Source organism: Enterobacter sp. S-33, from assembly GCF_028735835.1.
Lineage (GTDB): Bacteria > Pseudomonadota > Gammaproteobacteria > Enterobacterales > Enterobacteriaceae > Enterobacter > Enterobacter vonholyi.
Map to the genome: position 1 here is coordinate 883,341 of NZ_CP117838.1, position 24,854 is coordinate 908,194.

General features: G+C 56.9%; 23 protein-coding genes. 18 read left to right on the forward strand and 5 right to left on the reverse strand.

All coding sequences use genetic code 11. From position 1 onward, the window contains the following. The 4 genes from PUP35_RS04110 to PUP35_RS04125 are packed head-to-tail and all read left to right on the forward strand — an operon-like array spanning nt 1 to nt 4,964. Nucleotides 1-1,515, forward strand: a complete 1,515-nt coding sequence (locus tag PUP35_RS04110) for an ABC transporter substrate-binding protein (RefSeq protein ID WP_274242155.1) — start codon at nt 1-3, stop codon at nt 1,513-1,515. An 18-nt stretch (nt 1,516-1,533) separates the two neighbouring features. Next, entirely contained in the window at nt 1,534-2,475 is a 942-nt protein-coding gene (locus PUP35_RS04115; protein WP_274242156.1) for an ABC transporter permease, read from the forward strand. A 2-nt stretch (nt 2,476-2,477) separates the two neighbouring features. Then, nucleotides 2,478-3,353: an ABC transporter permease gene (locus tag PUP35_RS04120; protein WP_111965866.1), complete on the forward strand. Its 876-nt coding sequence runs from the start codon at nt 2,478-2,480 to the stop codon at nt 3,351-3,353. 9 nt (nt 3,354-3,362) lie between these two features. Then, nucleotides 3,363-4,964: a gamma-glutamyltransferase family protein gene (locus PUP35_RS04125; protein ID WP_127732733.1), complete on the forward strand. Its 1,602-nt coding sequence runs from the start codon at nt 3,363-3,365 to the stop codon at nt 4,962-4,964. 51 nt (nt 4,965-5,015) lie between these two features. Here PUP35_RS04125 and PUP35_RS04130 read toward each other — a convergent pair whose 3' ends face one another. Together PUP35_RS04130 and fadE are read right to left on the reverse strand one after the other, a co-directional pair. Continuing rightward, the gene (locus tag PUP35_RS04130) at nt 5,016-5,786 is read right to left on the reverse strand and encodes an amidohydrolase (RefSeq protein WP_274242157.1); all 771 of its coding nucleotides are present in this window, start codon (nt 5,784-5,786) and stop codon (nt 5,016-5,018) included. 108 nt (nt 5,787-5,894) lie between these two features. Further along, complete coding sequence (gene fadE / locus PUP35_RS04135; RefSeq protein ID WP_274242158.1) at nt 5,895-8,339, reverse strand: acyl-CoA dehydrogenase FadE; 2,445 nt, start codon at nt 8,337-8,339, stop codon at nt 5,895-5,897. Between the two features lie 239 nt (nt 8,340-8,578). On the opposite strand from fadE, the gene lpcA reads away from it, so the two are divergent. Further along, on the forward strand, nt 8,579-9,157 hold the full coding sequence (gene lpcA, locus PUP35_RS04140; protein ID WP_021242877.1) for a D-sedoheptulose 7-phosphate isomerase: 579 nt from the start codon (nt 8,579-8,581) through the stop codon (nt 9,155-9,157). 46 nt (nt 9,158-9,203) lie between these two features. Next, nucleotides 9,204-9,971: a class II glutamine amidotransferase gene (locus PUP35_RS04145; RefSeq protein WP_010427885.1), complete on the forward strand. Its 768-nt coding sequence runs from the start codon at nt 9,204-9,206 to the stop codon at nt 9,969-9,971. On the opposite strand, the gene dpaA is transcribed toward PUP35_RS04145, so the two are convergent. Continuing rightward, on the reverse strand, nt 9,942-10,682 hold the full coding sequence (gene dpaA / locus PUP35_RS04150; RefSeq protein ID WP_111965861.1) for a peptidoglycan meso-diaminopimelic acid protein amidase: 741 nt from the start codon (nt 10,680-10,682) through the stop codon (nt 9,942-9,944). The genes PUP35_RS04145 and dpaA overlap by 30 nt on opposite strands. A gap of 298 nt (nt 10,683-10,980) precedes the next feature. Here dpaA and PUP35_RS04155 point away from each other — a divergent pair, with 298 nt between their 5' ends. From PUP35_RS04155 to dinB, 8 genes are all read left to right on the forward strand, one after another. Continuing rightward, complete coding sequence (locus PUP35_RS04155; RefSeq protein WP_274242159.1) at nt 10,981-12,324, forward strand: Na(+)-translocating NADH-quinone reductase subunit A; 1,344 nt, start codon at nt 10,981-10,983, stop codon at nt 12,322-12,324. Between the two features lie 3 nt (nt 12,325-12,327). Continuing rightward, entirely contained in the window at nt 12,328-13,563 is a 1,236-nt protein-coding gene (locus PUP35_RS04160; protein WP_047653269.1) for an NADH:ubiquinone reductase (Na(+)-transporting) subunit B, read from the forward strand. Then, nucleotides 13,556-14,350 (forward strand): Na(+)-translocating NADH-quinone reductase subunit C, encoded by a 795-nt coding sequence (locus PUP35_RS04165; protein ID WP_111965859.1) that lies wholly within the window; start codon nt 13,556-13,558, stop codon nt 14,348-14,350. The genes PUP35_RS04160 and PUP35_RS04165 overlap by 8 nt, the downstream gene beginning before the upstream one ends. After that, on the forward strand, nt 14,343-14,981 hold the full coding sequence (locus tag PUP35_RS04170) for an NADH:ubiquinone reductase (Na(+)-transporting) subunit D (protein WP_008500256.1): 639 nt from the start codon (nt 14,343-14,345) through the stop codon (nt 14,979-14,981). The genes PUP35_RS04165 and PUP35_RS04170 overlap by 8 nt, the downstream gene beginning before the upstream one ends. 6 nt (nt 14,982-14,987) lie before the next feature. Beyond that, entirely contained in the window at nt 14,988-15,584 is a 597-nt protein-coding gene (gene nqrE / locus PUP35_RS04175) for an NADH:ubiquinone reductase (Na(+)-transporting) subunit E (protein WP_023334613.1), read from the forward strand. A 10-nt stretch (nt 15,585-15,594) separates the two neighbouring features. Then, entirely contained in the window at nt 15,595-16,818 is a 1,224-nt protein-coding gene (gene nqrF / locus PUP35_RS04180; protein ID WP_274242160.1) for an NADH:ubiquinone reductase (Na(+)-transporting) subunit F, read from the forward strand. Continuing rightward, a complete protein-coding gene (gene nqrM / locus PUP35_RS04185; RefSeq protein WP_023615899.1) occupies nt 16,818-17,021 on the forward strand; it encodes a (Na+)-NQR maturation NqrM in 204 nt (67 codons plus the stop codon). The genes nqrF and nqrM overlap by 1 nt, the downstream gene beginning before the upstream one ends. Before the next feature lie 107 nt (nt 17,022-17,128). Beyond that, nucleotides 17,129-18,187, forward strand: a complete 1,059-nt coding sequence (gene dinB, locus PUP35_RS04190) for a DNA polymerase IV (RefSeq protein ID WP_111965857.1) — start codon at nt 17,129-17,131, stop codon at nt 18,185-18,187. 77 nt (nt 18,188-18,264) lie between these two features. Here the strand turns inward: dinB and pepD are convergent, their stop codons facing one another. Further along, nucleotides 18,265-19,722 (reverse strand): cytosol nonspecific dipeptidase, encoded by a 1,458-nt coding sequence (gene pepD, locus PUP35_RS04195; protein WP_115874299.1) that lies wholly within the window; start codon nt 19,720-19,722, stop codon nt 18,265-18,267. Nucleotides 19,723-19,982: 260 nt separating this feature from the next. On the opposite strand from pepD, the gene gpt reads away from it, so the two are divergent. The 3 genes from gpt (at nt 19,983) to crl (ending at nt 22,249) form a co-directional block, all read left to right on the forward strand. Beyond that, entirely contained in the window at nt 19,983-20,441 is a 459-nt protein-coding gene (gene gpt / locus PUP35_RS04200; protein ID WP_010427903.1) for a xanthine phosphoribosyltransferase, read from the forward strand. 104 nt (nt 20,442-20,545) lie between these two features. Continuing rightward, nucleotides 20,546-21,790 (forward strand): esterase FrsA, encoded by a 1,245-nt coding sequence (frsA, locus tag PUP35_RS04205; RefSeq protein WP_115874300.1) that lies wholly within the window; start codon nt 20,546-20,548, stop codon nt 21,788-21,790. Between the two features lie 57 nt (nt 21,791-21,847). Continuing rightward, the gene (gene crl, locus PUP35_RS04210; protein WP_008500249.1) at nt 21,848-22,249 is read left to right on the forward strand and encodes a sigma factor-binding protein Crl; all 402 of its coding nucleotides are present in this window, start codon (nt 21,848-21,850) and stop codon (nt 22,247-22,249) included. A 136-nt stretch (nt 22,250-22,385) separates the two neighbouring features. Here crl and phoE read toward each other — a convergent pair whose 3' ends face one another. Further along, nucleotides 22,386-23,438, reverse strand: a complete 1,053-nt coding sequence (phoE, locus tag PUP35_RS04215) for a phosphoporin PhoE (protein WP_111965853.1) — start codon at nt 23,436-23,438, stop codon at nt 22,386-22,388. A 304-nt stretch (nt 23,439-23,742) separates the two neighbouring features. Between phoE and proB the strand changes: the two genes are divergently transcribed. Further along, nucleotides 23,743-24,846, forward strand: coding sequence for a glutamate 5-kinase (gene proB / locus PUP35_RS04220; RefSeq protein WP_021242883.1), 1,104 nt, complete (start codon nt 23,743-23,745; stop codon nt 24,844-24,846). Nucleotides 24,847-24,854 lie beyond the last annotated feature (8 nt).

Sequence of the window (24,854 nt, forward strand, 5' to 3'; positions counted from 1 at the left end):
ATGACAATCCGTAATTCTCTTTTGACCGTACTGGGAAGTGTTATGTTGCTTGGCGCGGCGCTGCCCGCTCATTCTGAAAGCGTGCTGCGAATCGGCCTGGGAGCAGACCCGGACATGCTCGACCCGCACCTGGCGCGCACCTACTATGGCCGCTTCGTGTTTGCCTCCCTGTGCGACAGGCTGGTGGACGTCGACGAGCATCTGAAGGTCGTGCCAGGTCTCGCGAAATCGTGGGCCTGGAGCGCCGACGGCAAAACGCTGACCATGGATCTGCGCGAAGGCGTCACCTTCCATGACGGAGAGAAATTCGATGCCGCCGCCGCGAAATACAACCTCGACCGCGCCCTGACCTTAAAAGGCTCTCTGCGTAAAAGCGAGATCTCCTCCGTTGAATCGGTAGAGGTCACCGGCCCGATGCAGATTGCGCTGCACCTGAAAACTCCTGATGCCGCGCTGCTGATGCAGCTCACCGACCGCGCGGGCGCGATGATGGCCCCTGAGGCGGCGAAAAAGCCTGACTTTGCCGCCCATCCTGTCTGCTCCGGCCCGTATAAATTCGACAGCCGCGTGTCCCAGGACCGCATCGTTTTGAGCCGCTTCGACAACTACTGGAACAAAGACGCCTACCACTTCGACAAAATTATCTATCTGCCGATCCCTGATGCCTCCGTGCGTCTGGCGAACCTGCGCGCGGGGGATCTCGACCTGACCGAAGGCATCGCCGCCAGCGACGTTAAAACCGTCGAAGCCGACAGCAAGCTGGCGCTGGCGAAGGTAACCGGCCTGGGCTATCAGGGCATTACCTTCAACATCAACAACGGCAAGGTGCCGGCCAACGACCCGTTCAAAGATGCCCGCGTGCGCGAGGCATTTTCTCAGGCTATCGACCGCGATGCGCTAAACCAGGTGGTCTTTGAAGGGCTGTATACGCCAGCCAACCAGGCGTTTTCACCGGTCAGCCCGTATCACGTGAATCTGCCGGTTCCGCCGCGTGACGTCGATAAAGCCAAAGCCCTGCTCAAAGCGGCAGGCGTCAGCGCGCCGCTGACCGTCAACCTGCTGGTGCCGAACAACCCCACCTCACAGCAGGTGGGGCAGGTGCTGCAGGCGATGGTCGCCGAGGCGGGCTTTAACCTGAACCTGCAGATGACCGAATTCGCCACGCTGCTGGACCGCCAGCAGAGCGGGGATTATCAGCTGAGCTTCTCCGGCTGGTCGGGACGCCCGGATCCGGACGGCAGCATCTACGGCTTTATCAACAGCAAAGGCACGCTTAACGATGGCCGCTACAGCAACGCGCAGGTCGATGAGTGGCTGATCCAGGCGCGCCAGAGCACCGACCAGGCCGCACGCCAGCCGCTGTACGACAAGGTGGTGAAGCAGCTGCAAACGGATATGCCGATTGCCTACCTCTACTTCGAGCCGCGCATTTTCGGTCTGAACAAAAGCGTGCAGGGCTTTAAGCCATACCCGGACGGCATCGTGCGTCTGGCGGGTTTGACGCTGGCGAAATAAACGTCCTGAGGAGAACCCATGCTGGAACTGATTTGCAAACGTCTGCTGCTGGCTATTCCGACGCTACTGCTGGTGAGCATGATGGTATTCGGGCTGCAAAAGCTGCTGCCCGGTGACCCGCTGATTGCCATGGCCGGCGAGGAGCGCGATCCGGCGGTCATCGCCCAGCTGCGTGCGGAGCTGAATCTCGATGCGCCGATCCCCGTGCAGTATTTCCACTGGCTGACGCGGGCGCTGCAGGGCGATCTGGGCGTCTCCTTACGTACGCATGAACCGGTGATGCAGCTGATCGCCAGCAAGCTGCCGGTCACGCTGGAGCTGTCGCTGCTGGCGATGATTATCGCGCTGGTGTTTGGCATCAGCATGGGGATCCTCGCGGCGGTGAACAAAAACAGCTGGGTCGATCACGGGGCGAACTTCGTGGCGATCTCGGGGATCTCGATCCCGCACTTCTGGCTGGGGATCCTGCTGATTCTGGTCTTTTCGGTAAACCTGCAGTGGCTCCCCGCGTCCGGCTATGTGCCGTTCAGTGAAGATCCGCTCCAGAACCTGCGCACGCTGCTGCTCCCCGCATCCGTGCTCGGAACGGGTCTCGCGGCAACGCTGATGCGCCACACCCGCGCCTCGATGATTGCCGTGCTGAAGGCGGACTATATCCGCACCGCGCGGGCGAAAGGGCTACTGCCGAAAGCGGTGATCCTGAAGCACGCCTTTCGCAACGCGCTGGTGCCGGTAATTACCCTCACCACGCTGCTGTTCGGCGAGCTGCTGGGCGGCGCGGTGCTGACCGAGCAGGTTTTCACCATTCCGGGCTTCGGCAAGATGATCGTCGACTCGGTGTTCAACCGTGACTACGCGGTGGTGCAGGGCGTAGTGCTGATTGTGGCAATCGGCTTCCTGATGCTCAACCTGCTGGCGGACGTGCTCTACGTCCTTATCAATCCGAAAATGCGAGGGTAACCATGGCGGAACTGACGACGCAAACCGTTGTGCCCGCGCTGCCGCGGGCGCAAAACCGGGTGCTGAAGAAATTCCTCGGCAATAAAAGCGCGGTGATCGGCGCGGTGGTGGTGGGTTTCTTTGTGCTGGTGGCGCTGCTGGCGCCGTGGATCGCCCCGTTCGATCCGGTTAAAGCTAACTTCCTGGCGGTGCGCAAAGCGCCGTCGGCGATGTACTGGTTCGGCACCGACGAACTGGGGCGCGACATTCTATCCCGCATTATCTGGGGGGCGCGCACCTCGCTGATGGCGGGCTGTATGTCGGTCGTTATCGCGGTGGTTATCGGCGTGCCGCTGGGGCTGGTGGCGGGCTACTTCCAGAAGATGTGGGATGGCGTGATCTCGCGGTTTATCGAGGCGCTGCTGGCGTGTCCGTTCCTGATCATGGCGATCGCGCTGGGGGCGTTTTTGGGCCCGAGCCTGACGAACGCCATGATCGCCATCGGTCTTTCGGCGATGCCGATCTTCGCCCGCCTGACGCGCGGTCAGGTGATCGCTATTCGCAACGAAGAGTATATCGACGGCGCGCGGGCGATTGGCCTGCCGGATCGCTGGATCATCATCAAATACGTCCTGCCCAACGTGATGTCGCCGATCCTGGTGCAGGCCACGCTGGCGATTGCCTCAGCGATTATCGCCGAAGCCAGCCTGTCGTTTTTAGGGCTGGGGCAGCAGCCGCCCAATCCGTCCTGGGGCTCAATGCTCAACACCGCGAAAGGGTTTCTTGAGCAGGCGCCGTGGATGTCTGTTTTCCCCGGCGTGGCGATTTTCCTTGCCGTGCAGGGCTTTAATTTACTTGGCGACGGGCTGCGCGATGCGCTCGATCCGCGCCACGACTAAGGAGTCATGATGACCAAAGCGCTTGATTTTACGTCCGGTTACGCTTCACGACGCCCGCCAATGATGGGCCATAATGCTGTTGCCACGTCGCAACCCCTGGCGGCGCAGGCGGGGATGAAGATGCTGCAGCTGGGCGGCAACGCCGTTGATGCGGCCATTGCCACCGCGATGGCGCTGACGGTGGTAGAGCCGACCGGTAACGGGATCGGCAGCGACGCCTTTGCCATCGTCTGGGACGGTGAAAAGCTGCACGGCCTGAACGCCTCCGGTCGTTCGCCTGCGAGCTGGCATGCGGATCTGTTTGCCGGTAAAACCGCGGTGCCGGAAATCGGCTGGGACGCGGTGACCGTGCCGGGGGCGGTATCCGGCTGGGTCGCGCTGGCGGAACGCTTCGGCACGCTGCCGCTGACCACGCTGGCGCAGCCTGCCATTGACTACGCGCGCAACGGTTTCCCGGTCTCCCCGCTGATTGGGCATCTCTGGCAGCGCGGCTATAGCAAGCTGAAAGATCAGCCGGGCTTCAGCGCCTGCTTCGCGCCGGAAGGCCGCGCCCCGCGCGTGGGGGAAATCTTCCGTAACCCGGCGCAGGCGAACTCGCTGGAGCTGATCGCCCGCACCAACGGCGAAGCCTTTTACCGCGGCGAGCTGGCGCAGAAAATTGCTGCCTTCGCCAAAGAGCATGGCGCGCACCTGACGGCCGAGGATCTGGCGAGCCATCGCGTGGACTGGGTAGAGCTGCTGTCGCGCGACTTCGCGGGCGGTTCGGTGCAGGAGCTGCCGCCAAACGGCCAGGGGATCGCCACGCTGATTGCGCTCGGCATTCTTGAGCAGTGCGGCATTGAGAAGCATCATCCGGATTCCGTGCAGTCCCTGCACCTGTCCATTGAGGCGATGAAGCTGGCGCTGGCGGATCTCGACCGCTACGTGGCGGATGAAGACCATATGGCGTTCGCGGCGAAAGAGCTGCTGAGCGACCATTATCTTAAGTCACGCGCGGCGCTTATCGATCATGACAAGGCGTCCGATTTTGTCTACGGTTCCCCGACCCAGAGCGGCACGGTCTACATCAGCAGCGCGGACGCCAGCGGAATGATGGTCTCGTTTATTCAGTCCAACTATATGGGCTTTGGATCAGGCATCGTGGTGCCTGACACCGGCATCAGCCTGCAAAACCGGGGCTGTGGTTTTTCGCTTGATCCCAGTCATCCGAACGCGCTGGCGGGCAGCAAGCGCCCGTTCCACACCATCATTCCGGGCTTTGCGATGGACGGCAACGGCCAGCCGCTGATGACCTTCGGCGTGATGGGCGGCCCGATGCAGGCGCAGGGGCACATGCAGATGGCGCTGCGCATTATGCTGCACGGGCAAAACCCGCAGGCGGCAATCGACGCCCCGCGCTGGCGCGTGGTGCAGGGCAGGGAGGTGATCGTTGAATCGACGTTCGATCGCAACACGATTTCCGCCCTGCGCGAGCGCGGACATCAGATTGTGGTGGAAGATCCGCTTCAGGATTACAACTTCGGTGGCGCGCAGGTAATTTACCGCCTGCCGGAAGGACACTACGTGGCCGCGACGGAAAGCCGCAAGGACGGGCAGGCGCTGGTGAGTTAATATTTTATCCTCCCTCTCCCTTTGGGAGAGGGGCTGGGTGAGGGGATAATTTCACTCAATGCTAAACGGATCCGCATCCTGCCACGCCGGGAACTTCTCCCGGTACTCCTTCAGCGCCGTCAACGACAGTTCGGCATCAATGCGCGTTGCCTGGTGCGGCTCGGCGGTGGCGATGATCTCGCCCTGCGGATTCACCACCCGGCTGTCGCCGCGATAGTGATGCCCGTTACCGTCCGTCCCCACGCGGTTGCAGCCCACCACGTACGCCTGGTTCTCTATCGCGCGCGCCACCAGCAGCGACTGCCAGTGCAGGGAGCGCGGTGCAGGCCAGTTGGCAACATACAGCGCCAGGTCGTAATCGTTGCGGTTACGCGACCACACCGGGAAACGCAGGTCGTAGCAGACCAGCGGCAAAATACGCCAGCCGCGCCATTCAAACACCACGCGCTCGTTACCGGCTTCATAGTGATGATGCTCATCCGCCATGCGGAACAGGTGGCGTTTATCGTAGAAATGCACTTTCCCTTCCGGCTCCACCAGCAGGAAGCGGTTCACCGGCCCGCGTTCGGTCTGCAGAGCGGCGCTTCCGGCAATCAGCGCGTTGGTCTGCTGCGCTTTGGCGTGCATCCAGGCGACCACCTCATCCTGAGGCATTGACTGTTTTGCCGCTTCCATGGCGAAGCCGGTGGTGAACATTTCCGGCAGGATAATCACATCACGCCCGGTAATGTCTTCCAGTTGACGATCAAAGTGGCGCAGGTTGGCGGGGCCATCCATCCACACTAAAGGTTGCTGCAAAATAGAAATCTTCAGACCAGGCACAATTCAGACTCCTCAAACGACCACTTTTTGACACTGTAGCACGACATAACGAGAAAATGTGGCAATAAAAAACCCCGCGCGAGGCGGGGTTTGTATAAGCGAAACGCGTTATGCCGCTTCAGGTTTGCGGTGCTTCTCCGGCAGCTTTACCGGCTGCGTCGCCAGCTCGTCCGGTTCGAAATCATCCACGTTAATGCTGCGCAGACGGCTCTCTTCGGCTTTCAGCAGCAGGGCGGCTTCGTCTTTATTGATAATACCGCCGGCGAGCGCCTGTTTTGCCAGTTCGTCCAGACGGGTAAACGGCAGGTTTTTGCCCAGCTGTTTACAGATCCTCTGATGAATCGGGTCGGCAGCCATCACGTCCAGCAGCGCCTCTTCCAGCAGACCCACCGGGTTATGCTGCGTCGGTGCCAGATACTGACCGCGACCGATGCGGGAGCGGGTTGCGCTCGGAACCTGCAGGATCTTCGCCACCTTGTGGTCCAGCTTGTCGGACGGCGCCAGATGGTGACGACCGGTCGGGAAGATCACCGCGCGCAGGGCACCCGCCACGAAGCGGTTCGGGAAGTTTGCCAGCAGATCGTCAATCGCCTGTTCAGCCTGATACATCGCATCCTGAACGCCCCAGTGTACCAGCGGCAGATCCGCTTCCTGACGGCCTTCATCGTCGTAGCGTTTCAGGACCGCAGAGGCCAGGAAGATCTGGCTCAACACATCGCCCAGACGGGCAGAGATACGCTCGCGACGCTTCAGGCTGCCGCCCAGCACCGCCATGGAGACGTCAGACAGCAGGGCCAGGTTGGCGCTCAGACGGTTCAGATGCTGGTAATAACGTTTGGTTGCATCGCCGGTCGGCGTGGCGCTGGTAAGACCGCGCGTCAGGCCCAGCCAGAAGCTACGTACCTTGTTGCTGCCCACGTGACCGATATGTTTGAACAGCAGCTTATCGAAGGCATCCACGTCGTTGTTCTGCGCAGCGGCCATCTCTTCCAGCACGTACGGATGGCAGCGAATTGCGCCCTGACCGAAGATCATCATGCTGCGGGTCAGGATGTTTGCCCCTTCCACGGTGATGGCAATCGGTGCGCCCTGATAGCCGCGCGCCAGGAAGTTTCCTTCGCCGAGCATAATGCCTTTACCGCCCGCGATATCCATCGCGTCAATAATTGACTGCTGCGCGCGGTGGGTACAGTGGTACTTCACAATGGCCGACAGTACGGCTGGTTTTTCGCCCAGCATAATGCCGTAGGTAATCAGCGTGGCGGCAGCGTCCATCACGTAGGCGTTGCCCGCGATACGCGCCAGCGGCTCTTCGATACCTTCCATCTTTCCGATGGAGATTTTGAACTGACGACGGATGTGCGCGTAGGCACCAATCCCCATCGCCACAGACTTCAGACCGCCGGTTGAGTTCGACGGCAGTGTAATGCCGCGGCCCACAGACAGACATTCCACCAGCATACGCCAGCCCTGACCGGCCATTTTCGGACCACCGATGATATAGTCAATCGGTACAAAGATATCCTGGCCGCGGGTCGGACCGTTCTGGAACGGTACGTTCAGCGGGAAGTGACGACGACCAATTTCAACGCCTGGGGTAGAGGTTGGGATCAGCGCACAGGTAATGCCCAGATCTTCTTCGCCGCCCAGCAGTCTTTCCGGATCAGAGAGCTTAAAGGCCAGACCCAGCACGGTGGCGATAGGCGCCAGGGTGATATAACGCTTGTTCCAGGTCAGGCGCATGCCCAGTACCTGCTCGCCCTGCCACTCGCCCATGCAGACCACGCCGGTATCCGGGATCGCGCCCGCATCGGAGCCCGCTTCCGGGCTGGTCAGCGCGAAGCAAGGGATTTCCTGACCGCGTGCCAGACGCGGCAGGTAGTGATCTTTCTGCTCTTCAGTACCGTAATGCTGCAGCAGTTCGCCCGGGCCTAAGGAGTTAGGCACGCCAACGGTAATCGCCAGGATCCCGGAGACGCCCGCCAGCTTTTGCAGGACGCGAGCCTGAGCGTAGGCGGAGAACTCCAGGCCGCCGTACTCTTTCTTAATGATCATCGCGAAGAAGCGATGCTCTTTCAGGTACGCCCACAGTTCCGGCGGCAGGTCGGCCATTTCATGGGTGATGGCAAAGTCGTTTGCCATGCGGCACGCTTCTTCAACCGGGCCGTCAATAAAGGCCTGTTCTTCAGCGGTCAGGCGCGGCTGCGGATAGTTATGCAGCTTTTTCCAGTCCGGGTTGCCCTGGAACAGATCGCCTTCCCACCAGGTAGTGCCTGAGTCAATCGCTTCTTTCTCGGTACGCGACATTGGCGGCATCACTTTGCGAAAGCCCTTGAACACCGGCGCAGAGATCATTGATTTACGCATCGGGGCAAAGTTAAACGGCAGAAGAATGATGGCAAGAGGGACTAAAAGCCAGATATTCCAGAGGCCTGCGACGCCAAGCGCAGCCGTCCAGGCCAGAAGAATCAGGCTGCTCAGGAATAAACTCACGCGGTGATAGAACAACACACCGAGCAGAACAACGGTTGCGAGAATGCTCAAAATCATCATAAAGAAAAGCTCCCTTGCTTGTAGGAGGTCTGACCACTTGTGATGATATGGTTGTAGTTGATGTGAATTCCTTTAGCAATGTGTTTACAAAATAATTACAACCTGGTTCACATTGTTCGTGTTTTAGCCGGCACAAAAAATCAAAACGCCGGACGATTCGCATGGCTTTAGCTTCTCGCTTTTCCCGCTATCCGGTACACTCCACTGTGTTATTTCATCAATACTGAAGGATTATCCTCATGTACCAGGATCTTATTCGTAACGAACTGAACGAAGCGGCGGAAACGCTGGCTAACTTTCTGAAAGATGATGCCAATATTCACGCTATTCAGCGCGCAGCGGTCCTGCTGGCCGACAGCTTCAAAGCGGGTGGCAAAGTGCTCTCCTGCGGTAACGGCGGCTCTCACTGTGACGCGATGCACTTCGCAGAAGAGCTGACCGGACGCTATCGCGAAAACCGTCCTGGCTACCCGGCGATTGCGATTTCCGACGTGAGTCATATCTCCTGCGTGGGCAACGACTTCGGTTACGACCACATCTTTTCCCGCTATGTTGAAGCGGTAGGCCGTGAAGGCGACGTGCTGCTGGGGATTTCTACCTCCGGTAACTCCGGCAACGTGATCAAAGCGATCGCCGCCGCGCGTGAAAAAGGGATGAAAGTCATCACTCTGACAGGTAAAGATGGCGGTAAGATGGACGGTACGGCGGATGTCGAAATTCGCGTTCCGCACTTCGGTTATGCTGACCGCATTCAGGAAATTCACATCAAAGTGATCCACATCCTGATCCAGCTGATCGAAAAAGAGATGGCTAAGTAAGACTTCGCTGGGGGCATTCTTGCCCCCGCAGTTGTGGAGGTGATGTATGTGCGAACTGCTCGGGATGAGCGCGAATGTGCCAACCGATATCTGCTTTAGTTTCACCGGGCTGGTGCAGCGCGGTGGAGGAACCGGGCCGCATAAAGACGGCTGGGGCATCACCTTCTACGAAGGCAAAGGATGTCGCACGTTCAAAGATCCACAGCCCAGCTTTAATTCACCGATTGCCAAACTGGTGCAGGACTACCCCATCAAGTCCCGCTCGGTGATCGCCCACATCCGCCAGGCTAACCGCGGCGAAGTGGCGCTGGAAAATACCCATCCGTTTACCCGCGAGCTGTGGGGCCGTAACTGGACCTATGCGCACAACGGGCAACTCACGGGCTATAAATCTCTGGAGACGGGCAATTTCCGCCCGGTCGGCGAGACGGACAGCGAAAAAGCCTTCTGCTGGCTGCTGCACAAGCTGACGGAGCGCTATCCCCGCACGCCCGGCAACATGGCCGCCGTGTTCAAATACATCGCGACGCTGGCATCGGAGCTGCGCGAAAAAGGCGTGTTCAACATGCTGCTCTCTGACGGCCGCTATGTGATGGCGTTCTGCTCGACGAATCTGTTCTGGATCACCCGCCGTGCGCCGTTTGGCGTTGCGACGCTTCTCGATCAGGATGTGGAGATAGATTTTCAGAAGGAGACCACACCGAACGATGTGGTCACTGTTATCGCAACGCAGCCGCTGACGGGCAACGAAACCTGGCAAAAGATTATGCCAGGCGAGTGGGTGCTATTTTGTCTCGGGGACCGTGTAATTTGACGCCAGCTGTGGATGGACGACTTCGTGGCTCAGCGGTTTGCTGACCACGTAACGGCCATCTACGATAGAGACCACCGGCGGCTTGTGGGTCTGCTCAAAATAGTCGTACCCTGGCTTCAGCTGTTTCCAGAAATCCGCGTAGTAAGAATATTTGTGACGCGCCATGTTGGCGTCCGTCATGCGGAACGGATAGATGCTGACCTGAACGTTAGGCTGCCCAAAGACCAGCGCGCCCGTCACGAACTGGAAAATCTCATCAATGCCGGAGTCGGTCATCGCATAACAGCCGATAGACACGCAGGCACCGTGGATCATCAGATATTTACCTTCATAACCGTGTGCACGGTCATAGGCATTCGGGAAGCCGATGTTAATGGCTTTATAGAAGCGGCTGTCAGGCTTGAGCTGGCTGCGCTGAACGTTGTAGAACCCTTCCGGACTTTTGAAATCGCCCTGACGCTGTTTTGGCCCCAGTCCGCCGGAGTAGTTACAAATTTTGTAACTATCAAGCAGCTGATATGTCTCGCCCATCTTCACAAACAGATCGAGAGTGCGCTCTTCCTTGAAGATCTGAATATAAACCGGCGATCCCATTAACTGCTGTTTATATTCCTTGCTGACCGGCGTCGTTGAGCTATTACTGCTGAGCAGTCCGGCAAACGACATGCACGGAATCAGAAGCATCGCAATGAACAATGCGATTTTACGCATACTACTAGTTCCTTGATAAAACCATGACCAACTTGCCAGGACGGCAAAAGAGACCCGAAATCAGATTATTCTGTTAGGAGCGCTCACATTAGCACCGCTATAGATTTTCGCAAGAGCCGGGCGGTGAGTTTACAAATTAGTTTTACTTAATAAACCATCAAAATTGCGATGGTTCCAGAAACTTTGCGCATTAGCTCGCAATTTGGCGCGCGCAATGGCGGATACCCTGCCCGCGGAAAGGGGAAAATGTTACACTTTGCGCCCACTGGATTGTTGTTCATGGAAACCTGCTAACCACATGTTTAAAATAAAAAAAGGACTTGATCTGCCGATTGCAGGCATGCCCGCGCAGCACGTTTCGACAGGCGCAAGCGTCCGTCATGTCGCCATTTTGGGCGACGACTATCTGGGAATGCGCCCTTCAATGCTGGTACAGGAGGGCGATCGCGTGATCAAAGGACAGGCGCTCTTCGAGGACAAAAAAAATCCCGGCGTGATGTTCACGGCCCCCACGAGCGGCACCGTTGTGGCCATCAACCGTGGCGAACGGCGCGTTCTGCAGTCGGTGGTTATCCGCATTGAAGGCGATGAAAAGCGTGAGTTTGCCCATTATGACGCCGCAGAACTCGCTGCGCTGAACCGTGACGCCGTTCAGGCTCAGCTTCTGGCGTCCGGTTTATGGACCGCGCTTCGTACGCGTCCCTTCAGCAAATCCCCTGTTCCGGGCACGGAACCGGCCGCGATTTTCGTCACGGCAATCGACACCAACCCGCTCAGCGTGGATCCGCAGCCGGTTATTCTGGCGCAGCGCAAAGCCTTTGATGCCGGACTGACCGTTTTAACCCGCCTGACTTCGGGGAAAGTCCACGTTTGCCAGGCCGGCGGCGGCAAGCTTGGGGGGCATCCGCAAGGGCAGGTCACGTTTAATGAGTTTGCTGGCCCGCATCCGGCGGGGCTGGTCGGGACGCACATCCATTTCCTTGAGCCAGTAAGCCTGACGAAACAGGTCTGGCACCTTAATTATCAGGACGTCATCGCCATCGGTAAGCTTTTCACCACTGGTGAACTCTGCGCTGAACGGATAATCGCCATCGGTGGACCGCAGGCTGCAAACCCGCGCCTGGTGAAGACGCTGCTGGGGGCAGACATCAATGAACTGCTGGTGGGGGAAATGAAAGAGGGTGAAAACCGCCTGATTTCCGGTTCGGTCCTCAGTGGCCGCCATGCTGTCAATGCGCACGCGTATCTGGGACGTTTCCATCTGCAGGTCAGCATTGTGCAGGAAGGGCGCGAAAAAGAGCTGTTCGGCTGGGTGCTGCCCGGTGCGGAAAAATACTCCGTCACCCGGACTACGCTGGGCCACTTCCTGCGTAATAAGCTGTTTAGCTTCTCGACCAGCACGCACGGCGGCGAGCGCGCCATGGTCCCGATTGGCAACTACGAGCGCGTCATGCCGCTGGATATTCTGCCTACCATGCTGCTGCGCGATCTGCTCGCTGGGGATACCGATAGCGCGCAGGCGCTGGGCTGTCTGGAACTGGACGAAGAAGATCTGGCGCTCTGTACTTATGTCTGTCCGGGCAAATACGAATATGGACCGGTATTGCGCGAGGTGTTAACCCGCATTGAGCAGGAAGGATAACCGATGGGCTTAAAACACCTCTTTGAAAAAATTGAGCCGCACTTTACCGAAGGGAAGCTCAAAAAGTACTACCCGTTGTATGAAGCCACGACGACTATTTTCTACACGCCGGGGCTGGTGACGAAAGGGGCGGCGCACGTTCGCGATGCCATCGACCTTAAGCGCATGATGATCCTGGTATGGTTTGCGGTCTTCCCGGCGATGTTCTGGGGCATGTACAACGTCGGTCTGCAGACCATTCCGGCGCTGCACCATATGTACGATGCCCAGCAGCTGGCGCAGGTGATCCAGTCTGACTGGCACTACCGCCTGGCGCAGTCGCTAGGGGTAAGCTTTGCTGCAGACGCGGGCTGGCTGAGCATGATGACGCTGGGCGCGGTGTTCTTCCTGCCGATTTACATCACGGTATTTATCGTGGGTGGCTTCTGGGAAGTGCTGTTCGCCATCATCCGTAAACATGAGATCAACGAAGGTTTCTTCGTGACCTCGATTCTGTTTGCCCTGATTGTCCCGCCAACCTTACCGCTCTGGCAGGCGGCGCTGGGCATCAGTTTCGGCGTGGTCATTGCTAAAGAAATTTTCGGCGGCACCGGGCGAAACTTCCTCAATCCGGCGCTGGCGGGACGTGCGTTCCTCTTCTTTGCCTATCCGGCGCAAATCTCAGGCGATCTGGTCTGGACGGCGGCAGACGGTTTTTCCGGCGCGACGCCGCTTTCACAATGGGCCGCACACGGCGGCGAAACGCTGGTGAACAACGCGACGGGTCAGCCCGTGACCTGGTTTGATGCCTTTATTGGCAACATTCCGGGCTCCATCGGAGAAGTCTCTACGCTGATGATTTTGCTCGGCGGCGCGATCATTCTTTTTGGCCGCGTGGCCTCCTGGCGAATTGTTGCGGGCGTGATGATCGGCATGGTGCTGACCGCCACCCTGTTCAACGTTATCGGTTCGACCACCAATCCGATGTTCTCCATGCCGTGGTACTGGCATCTGGTGCTGGGTGGCTTCGCGTTCGGCATGATGTTCATGGCAACCGACCCGGTCTCGGCCTCCTTCACTGACAAAGGTAAATGGAGCTATGGCGTGCTCATTGGCGCAATGTGTGTCCTGATCCGCGTGGTCAACCCGGCGTACCCGGAGGGGATGATGCTGGCCATTCTGTTTGCCAATCTGTTTGCGCCACTCTTCGATTACCTGGTGGTGCGGGCCAACATCAAGCGGAGGAAGGCGCGTGGCTGAAGTAAAAAATAACGACAGCATCAGCAAAACGCTGCTGGTGGTGCTGGTGCTCTGCCTGGTCTGCTCCATTGTCGTAGCCGGCTCTGCCGTGGGGTTAAAACCCCTGCAGCAGGAGCAACGTGCGCTGGATAAACAGCGCAACATTCTGGCCGTCGCCGGGCTGATGCAGGAAGGAATGAGCGCAGACGACGTTTCTGCCGTCTTTGCTGAACGTATTTCGGCGCGTCTGGTGGATTTAAAAACGGGTGAACTGCTCGATAAAGACCCGGCAAAATTCAACCAGGCGCTGGCGCTTAAAGATCCGCAGATGAGCCTGACGCTGGAGGCATCCCAGGATCCCGCGGGGATTAAGCGTCGCAGCAACCTTGCCGAAGTTTATCTGGTTCGCGATCCCCAAAAACGCATTCAGGAAGTGGTACTGCCTATTTACGGTAATGGTCTGTGGTCAATGATGTATGCCTTTGTCGCTCTTGATACCGATGGCCGCACGGTCAAAGGCATTACGTATTACGACCAGGGCGAAACCCCGGGGCTGGGTGGTGAAGTTGAGAACCCTAACTGGCGGGCACAGTTTGTCGGCAAGAAAGTGCTCGACGATAACGGCCTGCCTGCGCTGAAGGTGATGAAAGGGGCGGCTCGTCCCGGTGACGACTACGCCGTTGACGGGCTTTCCGGCGCCACGCTCACATCAAAAGGCGTGCAGCACAGTTTTGATTTCTGGATGGGCGAGCTGGGCTTTGGTCCTTTCCTGAAAAACGTACGTGAAGGAGCGCTGAACAATGGCTGATACCGGTGAACTGAAAGAAGTCAAAAAAGTACTCATTGGCCCACTGCTCGCCAATAACCCGATCACGCTGCAGGTGCTGGGCGTCTGTTCTGCTCTGGCGGTAACGACGAAGCTGGAAACGGCGGTAGTGATGACGCTGGCGGTTACGCTGGTCACGGCGTTCTCCAGCATGTTTATCTCGATGATCCGCCACCACATCCCCAACAGCGTGAGGATCATCGTCCAGATGGCGATCATCGCCTCGCTGGTGATCGTGGTCGATCAGCTGCTGCGCGCCTTTGCCTATGAAACCTCCAAACAGCTCTCGGTGTTTGTCGGGCTGATTATCACTAACTGTATCGTCATGGGGCGTGCGGAAGCCTACGCCATGAAAATGCCGCCGCTGGCGAGCTTTATGGACGGCATCGGCAACGGCCTCGGCTACGGCGTGATCCTGCTTACGGTTGGGTTTCTGCGCGAGCTGATTGGCAGCGGCAAGCTGTTTGGCATCACGGTGCTGGACACGGTGCAGAACGGCGGCTGGTATCTGCCAAACGGCCTGTTCCTGCTGGCCCCTAGCGCATTTTTCATTATCGGTTTGTTGATCTGGCTGATTCGTACGTTGAGACCAGAACAGCAGGAAAAGGAGTAACCGACGATGGCTCATTACCTGAGTTTGTTTGTGCGGGCTGTGTTTGTTGAAAACATGGCGCTAGCGTTTTTCCTCGGCATGTGTACGTTCCTTGCCGTGTCTAAAAAGGTCTCCACGGCATTTGGGCTGGGCGTGGCGGTCACCGTTGTGTTGGGGCTTTCGGTTCCGATTAACAATCTGGTCTACAACTTTGTGCTGCGTGACGGCGCACTGGTGGAGGGGGTTGATCTCAGCTTCCTGAATTTCATCACCTTTATCGGGGTGATCGCGGCGCTGGTGCAAATCCTCGAGATGATCCTCGATAAGTACTTCCCGTCGCTGTACAACGCGCTGGGGATCTTCCTCCCGCTGATCGCGGTGAACTGCGCCATCTTTGGTGGCGTCTCGTTTATGGTTCAGCGTGATTACAACTTCAGTGAATCCGTGGTGTACGGTTTTGGTTCCGGCATCGGCTGGATGCTGGCGATTGTCACCATGGCGGGGATCCGCGAGAAAATGAAATATGCCAACGTGCCTGCGGGTCTGCGTGGCTTAGGGATCACCTTTATCACCACCGGTCTGATGGCGCTGGGCTTTATGTCCTTCTCCGGTGTGCAGCTATAAGGGCTAACAGATGGAAATTATTCTTGGCGTGGTGATGTTCACGCTGATCGTACTGGTGCTGTCAGGACTCATTCTGGCAGCGCGGGCGAAGCTGGTGAATTCCGGCGACGTGGTGATTGATATTAACGACGACCCGCAGAGTCAGATCCGCACGCCTGCGGGAGATAAACTGCTCAACACGCTCTCCGGTAACGGTATTTTTGTCTCCTCAGCCTGCGGCGGCGGCGGCTCCTGCGGGCAGTGCCGCGTGACGGTAAAAGAGGGCGGTGGCGATATTCTGCCCACCGAGCTGGCGCATATCACTAAGCGTGATGCAAAAGAGGGCTGCCGTCTGGCCTGTCAGGTCGCAGTGCGTCAGAACATGAAGATTGAACTGCCGGAAGAGATTTTCGGCGTCAAAAAATGGGAATGTGAAGTTATCTCTAATGATAACAAAGCCACCTTTATCAAAGAGCTGAAGCTGCGGGTACCGGAAGGGGAAGATGTCCCGTTCCGCGCCGGCGGATACATTCAGATTGAGTGTCCTGAGCATACCGTGGCATATGCGGACTTCGACGTTCCGCAGGCGTACCGCGCCGACTGGGACAAATTCAATCTCTTCCGCTTTGTATCCGAGGTAAAAGAGCCGACGCTGCGCGCCTACTCGATGGCCAACTACCCGGAGGAGAAGGGCATTATCATGCTCAACGTGCGTATCGCCACGCCGCCACCGAATGTGCCGGATGCGCCGCCGGGTGTGATGTCGTCATACATCTGGTCCCTGAAGCCGGGCGATAAGGTGACCATCTCCGGTCCGTTCGGGGAGTTCTTCGCGAAAGATACCGACGCGGAGATGGTCTTTATCGGCGGCGGTGCCGGTATGGCCCCGATGCGCTCGCACATTTTTGACCAGCTCAAGCGGCTCGGCAGCAAGCGTAAAATCAGCTTCTGGTACGGGGCGCGCTCGCTGCGCGAAATGTTCTACGACGACGAGTTTGAACAGCTGGCGCGTGAAAACCCGAACTTTACCTTCCACGTTGCGCTTTCCGATCCGCAGCCGGAAGATAACTGGACGGGCTATACGGGGTTCATCCACAACGTGCTGTATGAAAACTACCTCAAACAGCACCCGGCACCCGAGGACTGCGAGTTCTATATGTGTGGCCCGCCGATGATGAACGCCGCCGTGATTAAGATGCTGAAAGATCTCGGTGTCGAAGATGAGAGCATCTTGCTCGACGACTTTGGAGGCTGATGATGCTGACGTTTCTGGCAACCTTTGTGGTTTTTGTGCTTGTCATCTTCGGCATGTCGTTAGGCTGGATCGTTAAGCGGAAAAGCATTCAGGGCAGCTGCGGCGGTATTTCCTCCATTGGTATGGAGAAGGTCTGCGACTGCCCGGAACCGTGCGATGCGCGGAAGAAAAGGATGGCGCGCGAGCAGCAGCGCATTATTTAGTCTTGTCTGTCGGGTAAGGCGAAGCCGTCACCCGACAATTTCCACGCACGCTTCTCAACCCTCATTTGTTTACTGTATACTTATCCAGTGATAAGTGAGGGCATACTATGCGCAAAATAATCCATGTTGATATGGACTGCTTTTTTGCCGCAGTGGAGATGCGAGACAACCCGGCGCTGCGGGATATTCCCATCGCCATTGGCGGCAGCCGCGTTCAGCGTGGCGTCATCAGCACCGCCAACTATCCTGCGCGCAAATTTGGCGTGCGCAGCGCCATGCCGACGGCGATGGCCTTAAAGCTTTGTCCTCATCTCACGCTTCTGCCCGGCCGGTTTGAAGCCTATAAAGAGGCTTCCCTTCACATCCGGGAAATCTTCTCCCGCTATACCTCTCTCATAGAGCCGCTGTCGCTCGACGAAGCCTATCTGGACGTGACCGACAGCGTTCACTGCCACGGCTCCGCCACGCTGATGGCGAAGGAGATCCGCCAGACGATTTTCAACGAGCTGAATCTGACGGCGTCGGCGGGCGTCGCGCCCGTTAAATTCCTTGCCAAAATCGCCTCCGATTTAAATAAGCCCAACGGTCAGTACGTCATCACACCGGAAGAGGTGCCTGCATTTTTAAAAACGCTGCCGCTCGGCAAAATCCCCGGGGTAGGAAAAGTTTCTGCCGCAAAGCTGGAAAGCATGGGGCTACGGACCTGTGAAGACGTGCAGCAAAGCGATCTAGCCATGCTGCTCAAGCGTTTCGGGAAGTTTGGCCGCGTGCTGTGGGAGCGCAGCCAGGGAATTGACGATCGCGATGTGAACAGCGAGCGGCTCCGTAAATCCGTCGGCGTTGAGCGCACCCTCATTGAAGATATACATGACTGGTCTGAATGCGAAATGATCATCACGGAACAGCTTTATCCGGAGCTGGAACGGCGTTTAATCAAGGTGAAGCCGGACCTGCTGATTGCCCGTCAGGGTATCAAATTAAAATTCAACGACTTCCAGCAGACCACGCAGGAACACGTCTGGCCGCGACTGAATAAAGACGATCTTATCGCGACGGCAAAAAAGGCATGGGAAGAGCGCCGGGGCGGGCGAGGGGTAAGGCTGGTGGGATTGCACGTCACGCTGCTGGATCCGCAGCTAGAGCGACAGCTGGTTCTGGGATTGTAAAAAAGCCCAGTGGCGCTACGCTTACCGGGCCTGGATTTTTCACCCTCTTCCACAGGAAGAGGGCTGGGATGAAGATGTTATTTCGCAGGGATCGCTTTCAGCAGTTCAGTCAGCAGCGTCCAGTAGTGACCGACGCTTTCGATATGAACCTGCTCATCCGGCGAGTGTGGACCGGTAATGGTTGGCCCGATGGACACCATATCCATATCCGGATACGGTTTCTTGAACAGACCACATTCCAGACCCGCGTGGATCACCTGAATGTTTGGCGTGCTGTTGAACAGACGCTGGTAAGTTTCACGCACCAGCGCCATCACCGGAGAGCTTGCATCCGGCTGCCAGCCCGGGTAGCTGCCTTTTGCAGACGTTTTCGCGCCCGCCAGCGTGCCCAGAGATTCCAGCATGCTCACCACGTACTCTTTACCGCTGTCGATCAGCGAGCGGATCAGGCAGATGATTTCCGCGCTGTCGTCGCTCATGGTCACCACGCCCACGTTCAGTGAGGTTTCCACCACGCCTTTCGCCACGTCAGAGTTGCGGATCACGCCGTTTGGCGTCGCGTTCAGCAGCTGAACGAAGGAGTCACGAGACTGTACGGTCAGCGCGGCTTTATCTGTAGAAACAGATTCCAGCACTACGGTCAGGTTCTTCTCTTTCGCCGACAGTTCGTTTTTCAGGATATCCAGGTATACGGTGGAGAGTTTTTTCAGCTCGTCCGCTTTTGCTGCTGGAACCGCTACGGTGGCGAACGCTTCGCGTGGGATCGCGTTACGCAGGGTACCGCCGTTGAAATCCACCAGACGCAGATCCAACTCGGCCGCATGGCCTGCCAGGAAGCGTGCCAGCAGCTTGTTGGCGTTGCCCAGACCCAGGTGAATATCGCCGCCGGAGTGGCCGCCTTTCAGCCCTTTCAGCGTCAGCTTGAAGGTCTGGAAGCCCGCAGGTATCGCTTCGCGAGACAGCGGCAGGGTAGAGATAAAATCAATCCCGCCCGCGCAGCCCATGTAGATCTCGCCTTCTTCTTCTGAGTCGGTGTTGATCAGGATATCCGCCTGCAGCCAGTTCGCCTGCAGACCGAAAGCGCCGTCCATGCCCGCTTCTTCGGTCATGGTCAGCAGCACTTCCAGTGGACCGTGCTCAACGCTGTCGTCGGCCAGCACCGCCAGCGCAGAGGCCATACCGATGCCGTTATCCGCGCCCAGCGTGGTGCCGCGTGCTTTCACCCAGTCGCCGTCGATGTACGGTTGAATCGGATCTTTGGTGAAGTCGTGAACGGTGTCGTTGTTCTTCTGTGGCACCATGTCCAGGTGCGCCTGCAGCACAACCGGTTTGCGGTTTTCCATGCCTGCGGTTGCAGGTTTGCGGATCAGAATATTGCCAACCTGGTCGCGTTCAGCATGCAGACCTTTTTCCTTCGCCCAGCCCATAATATGTTCGGCAAGCTGTTCTTCATGGTAGGAAGGGTGTGGAATGGAGCAGATTTTGGCAAAAATATCCCACAGCGGCTGCGGAGATAGTTGAGACAGTTCAGACACGATAAGTCTCCTTGTCGAGGCGCTGCAAACAGGGTTGCAGGTCACAGGGTTAGCAGGTTAATAGTTACCACAAGTCAGGCTTGCGAGATGAAACTGAGAATACCACTTTCTCTGCTGGCTGGTAGCATAAAGCATGTAAAAACTCAGGCAGAGGGCGCTAAACACTGGTTTTTAGTGCGTCAGATCTCTATAATCTCGCGCAACCTATTTCCCCCTCGAACACTTTTTAAGCCGTATAAAAACAGGCTGGGACACTTCACATGAGCGAAAAATACGTCGTCACCTGGGACATGTTGCAGATTCACGCACGCAAACTGGCTGCGCGTCTGATGCCTTCCGAACAGTGGAAAGGCATTATTGCCGTCAGCCGTGGCGGTCTGGTACCGGGGGCGCTGCTGGCACGTGAGCTGGGTATTCGTCATGTCGATACCGTTTGCATCTCCAGCTATGACCATGACAACCAGCGCGAGCTGACCGTGCTGAAACGTGCGGAAGGTGACGGTGAAGGCTTCATCGTTATTGATGACCTGGTGGATACCGGCGGTACTGCGGTCGCTATCCGCGAAATGTATCCTAAAGCGCACTTCGTCACTATCTTCGCTAAACCGGCTGGCCGCCCACTGGTTGACGATTACGTGATTGATATCCCGCAGGATACCTGGATTGAACAGCCATGGGATATGGGCGTGGTCTTTGTACCGCCGATTTCAGGCCGTTAATACCAGTACGTAACTTTACACGCCCGGCTATGTCGGGCGTTGTTCTTTTTGGCCTGCCACGCGTTACAATAGTCTTCATATGACGTATTCATGGAGGCAACGCAATGACGCAGGCGAATCTCACCGAGACACTCTTCAAACCCCGTTTCAAACATCCTGAAACGTCGACGCTGGTGCGTCGCTTTAATCCGGGTACCCAGCCTGCCATCCAGTCCGCGTTAGACGGTAAAAACGTGCCTCACTGGTATCGCATGATTAACCGCCTGATGTGGATCTGGCGCGGTATCGACCCCCGTGAAATCCTCGATGTGCAGGCACGTATCGTGATGAGTGAAGCCGAGCGTACCGACAGCGAACTCTATGATACCGTGGTGGGCTACCGTGGCGGAAACTGGATCTACGAGTGGTCTAAACAGGCGATGGTCTGGCAGCAAAAAGCCAGCCAGGAAGAGGATGCCACGCGCAGCGGCAAGCACTGGCTGCATGCGGCCAATCTCTACGCCATTGCCGCGTATCCACATCTGAAAGGTGATGAGCTGGCTGAGCAGGCACAAGCGCTGGCGAATCGCGCTTACGAAGAGGCAGCTCAACGCCTGCCGGGCCAGATGCGCGAACTCGAGTTTACCATTCCGGGTGGGTCATCCATCACCGGGTTCCTGCATATGCCTGAAGGTGAAGGCCCGTTCCCGACCGTCCTCATGTGCGGCGGGCTAGATTCGCTGCAAATCGACTATTACAGCCTGTATGAGCGCTACTTCGCACCAAAAGGGATCGCGATGCTGACGCTTGATATGCCTTCAATTGGTTTCTCATCCAAATGGAAACTGACTCAGGATTCCAGCCTGCTGCACCAGCATGCGCTAAAAGCGCTGGAAAACATTCCGTGGGTTGACCACACCCGCGTGGCGGCATTCGGCTTCCGTTTCGGCGCGAACGTCGCGGTGCGTCTGGCTTACCTTGAATCTTCTCGCCTTAAAGCCGTCGCCTGCCTCGGCCCGGTTGTACACGCCCTGCTCAGCGATCCTGCCCGTCAGGGCAACGTACCTGAAATGTACCTTGATGTGCTGGCCAGCCGTCTTGGCATGCATGATGCATCAGACGAAGCGCTGCGCGTTGAGCTCAATCGCTACTCGTTAAAAACGCAAGGCTTGCTGGGACGTCGCTGCCCAACGCCGATGCTGTCGGGGTTCTGGAAAAACGATCCGTTCAGTCCGGAAGAAGAGTCGCGCTTAATCACTTCGTCATCTGCGGATGGCAAATTGCTTGAGGTGCCGTTCAGCCCGGTCTATCAGAATTTCGACAAAGCACTGAAAGAGATTACGCGCTGGATAGCTCAGAGATTGTGTTAATAGATTGCTAAATTTCGCTGGTTTGGTAAAACAGTGGCTTCACAAAAGGAGATCGCAATGACGTTACCGAGTGGACACCCGAAAAGTAGATTGATTAAGAAGTTCATGGCTCTTGGCCCGTATATTCGAGAAGAGCAGTGTGAAGAGAATCGCTTTTTTTTCGACTGCCTGGCTGTATGCGTCAACGTGAAGCCTGCACCCGAAAAACGTGAATTCTGGGGCTGGTGGATGGAAATGGAAGCAGAGGAAAAACGCTTTACGTATAGCTACCAGTTTGGCCTGTTTAATAAAGACGGCAACTGGCAGGCGACCACCATTAAAGATCAGGAAGTCATTGACCGCCTGGAATACACCCTGAAAGAGTTTCACGACAAAGCGAGCGCACTGCTGGCGACTCTGGATCTCAAGTTCGAACCCGCAGATGACTTTTCCAGCGAAGCGGTGAAGCTGACTGCCTGATAGCGTCACAGCGCCGGGTGGCGGCTTCGCCTTACCCGGCCTACAAAATGCACTATCCCGTAGGCCCGGTAAGCGCAGCGCCACCGGGCAAAAAAAATCCCGGCTCAACTGCCGGGATTTTCTTATTCGGATAATCTTAGAACTGGTAGGTCATACCCAGTGCAACGATGTCATCACTGCTCACGCCCAGTTTATTTTTGTCGTCAATCTGGTTGATTTTATAATCAACAAAGGCGGACATATTTTTGTTGAAGTAATAGGTCGCGCCAACGTCAATATATTTGACCAGATCTTCGTCGCCAATACCTTCGATATCTTTGCCTTTAGACTGGACATAACCCAGGGACGGGCGCAGACCGAAGTCGAACTGATATTGTGCGACCACTTCAAAGTTCTGCGCTTTATTTGCAAACCCACCGGAAATTGGCGTCATATTGCGCGTTTCAGAATACATTGCAGCCAGATAAATATCGTTCGCATCATATTTCAGACCGGTTGCCCAGGCTTCTGCTTTCTGGCCCTGGCCACGCGCCAGCAGGTTCTGAGCGTTGGTGCGGTCAGAGTTGGTGTAGGCGCCGCTGACGGCGAAATCGCTGCCGCCGAAGTCATAGGTCAGAGAGGTACCAAAACCGTCACCGTTCTGTTTCTTGGCGTCACGGTTTTCGTTTTTACCCTGGTACTGCAGGGTCATGTCCAGGCCGTCAACCGCGCCGAAGAAGTCGGTGTTACGGTAAGTGGCAAGACCGGTCGCACGCTTGGTCATGAAGTTATCGGTCTGCGCGGAAGAGTCGCCACCGAACTCAGGGAACATATCGGTCCATGCTTCGACGTCATACAGGGCACCCAGGTTACGACCGTAATCCAGTGAACCAAAGTTTTTCAGCTTCAGGCCTGCGAACGCCAGACGCGTCTTCTGAGTAGAGTCGCTCTCGGCTTTGTTACCTGCAAATTCAGATTCCCAACGGCCATAGCCCGTCAGCTGATCGTTAATCTGCGTTTCGCCTTTAAAACCGAAACGAACGTAAGTCTGATCGCCATCTTTGGTAGCATCATCGCTGATGTAGTGCATGGCTTTCACTTTGCCGTACACGTCCAGCTTATTACCATTTTTATTATAAACTTCAGCTGCGTGAACGGATGCAGAAGCCACTACGCCCATAACCATTAATGCCAGAGTGCTCTTTTTCATTTTCGATCCTGTCTTATAAACGCGCTAAAAAATTCGCTGGACGATAAGCTCATGCTTAAGTCCCGTGAAAAAACAGGAAGGGTTTTATCGTTCTGGAATGAAACTTTTATGACAAACTAAGAATAATTTTAAAAAACTGTGATTTATTATTTCGGTAATAAAACTGTCAAATTCTCCCGCTACGCTTCCTGATCCCGCGCAACAAAGTGTTTCGCGATGTGCTAAGGCAGTTGGCAACGGGGCCGACTCCTGTTAAAACGTTCGTTTGACATTACTTTCCCTTATCGTTGAACGGCAGAGAATCATGAGTGACAGCCAGACGCTGGTGGTAAAACTCGGTACCAGTGTTTTAACAGGCGGATCGCGCCGCCTAAATCGCGCCCACATTGTTGAGCTTGTACGTCAGTGCGCTCAATTACATGCCGCAGGGCATCGTATTGTGATTGTGACCTCCGGGGCGATTGCCGCCGGGCGTGAACACCTGGGTTACCCCGAACTCCCCGCGACGATCGCCTCCAAACAGCTGCTGGCCGCCGTGGGACAAAGCCGACTCATTCAACTCTGGGAACAGCTGTTCTCTATCTATGGCATTCACGTCGGGCAGATGCTGCTGACGCGTGCGGATATGGAAGACAGAGAGCGCTTCCTGAACGCCCGCGATACCCTGCGCGCGCTGCTGGACAACAATATTGTTCCGGTCATTAACGAAAACGATGCCGTTGCTACCGCTGAAATCAAAGTGGGTGATAACGATAACCTCTCTGCGCTGGCCGCCATTCTGGCCGGCGCCGATAAATTACTGCTTCTGACCGATCAGCAGGGGCTGTTCACCGCCGATCCGCGCGCTAACCCGGAAGCCGAGCTGATTACCGACGTTCACGGCATCGATGATGCGCTGCGCGCCATCGCCGGTGACAGCGTATCCGGCCTCGGAACGGGCGGGATGGGGACCAAGCTGCAGGCCGCCGACGTGGCGTGCCGCGCCGGTATCGACACCATCATTGCCGCCGGCAGCCGCCCTGGCGTGATTGGCGACGTGATGGAAGGCATCTCCGTCGGCACCCGCTTCCACGCTCAGGAATCCCCGCTGGAAAACCGTAAACGCTGGATATTTGGCGCGCCGCCTGCGGGCGAACTCGTCGTCGATGAAGGGGCAACCGCCGCGATTCTGGAACGAGGAAGTTCATTACTTCCTAAAGGAATTAAAAGCGTGACAGGCAACTTCTCCCGTGGTGAAGTGATCCGTATCCGTAACCTCGAAGGTCGCGACATCGCCCACGGCGTAAGCCGCTATAACAGCGATGCCCTGCGCCGCATCGCGGGTCACCATTCGCAGCAGATCGACGCCATTCTGGGCTATGAATATGGCCCGGTTGCCGTGCATCGCGATGACATGATTATTCGTTAAGGAGCCAG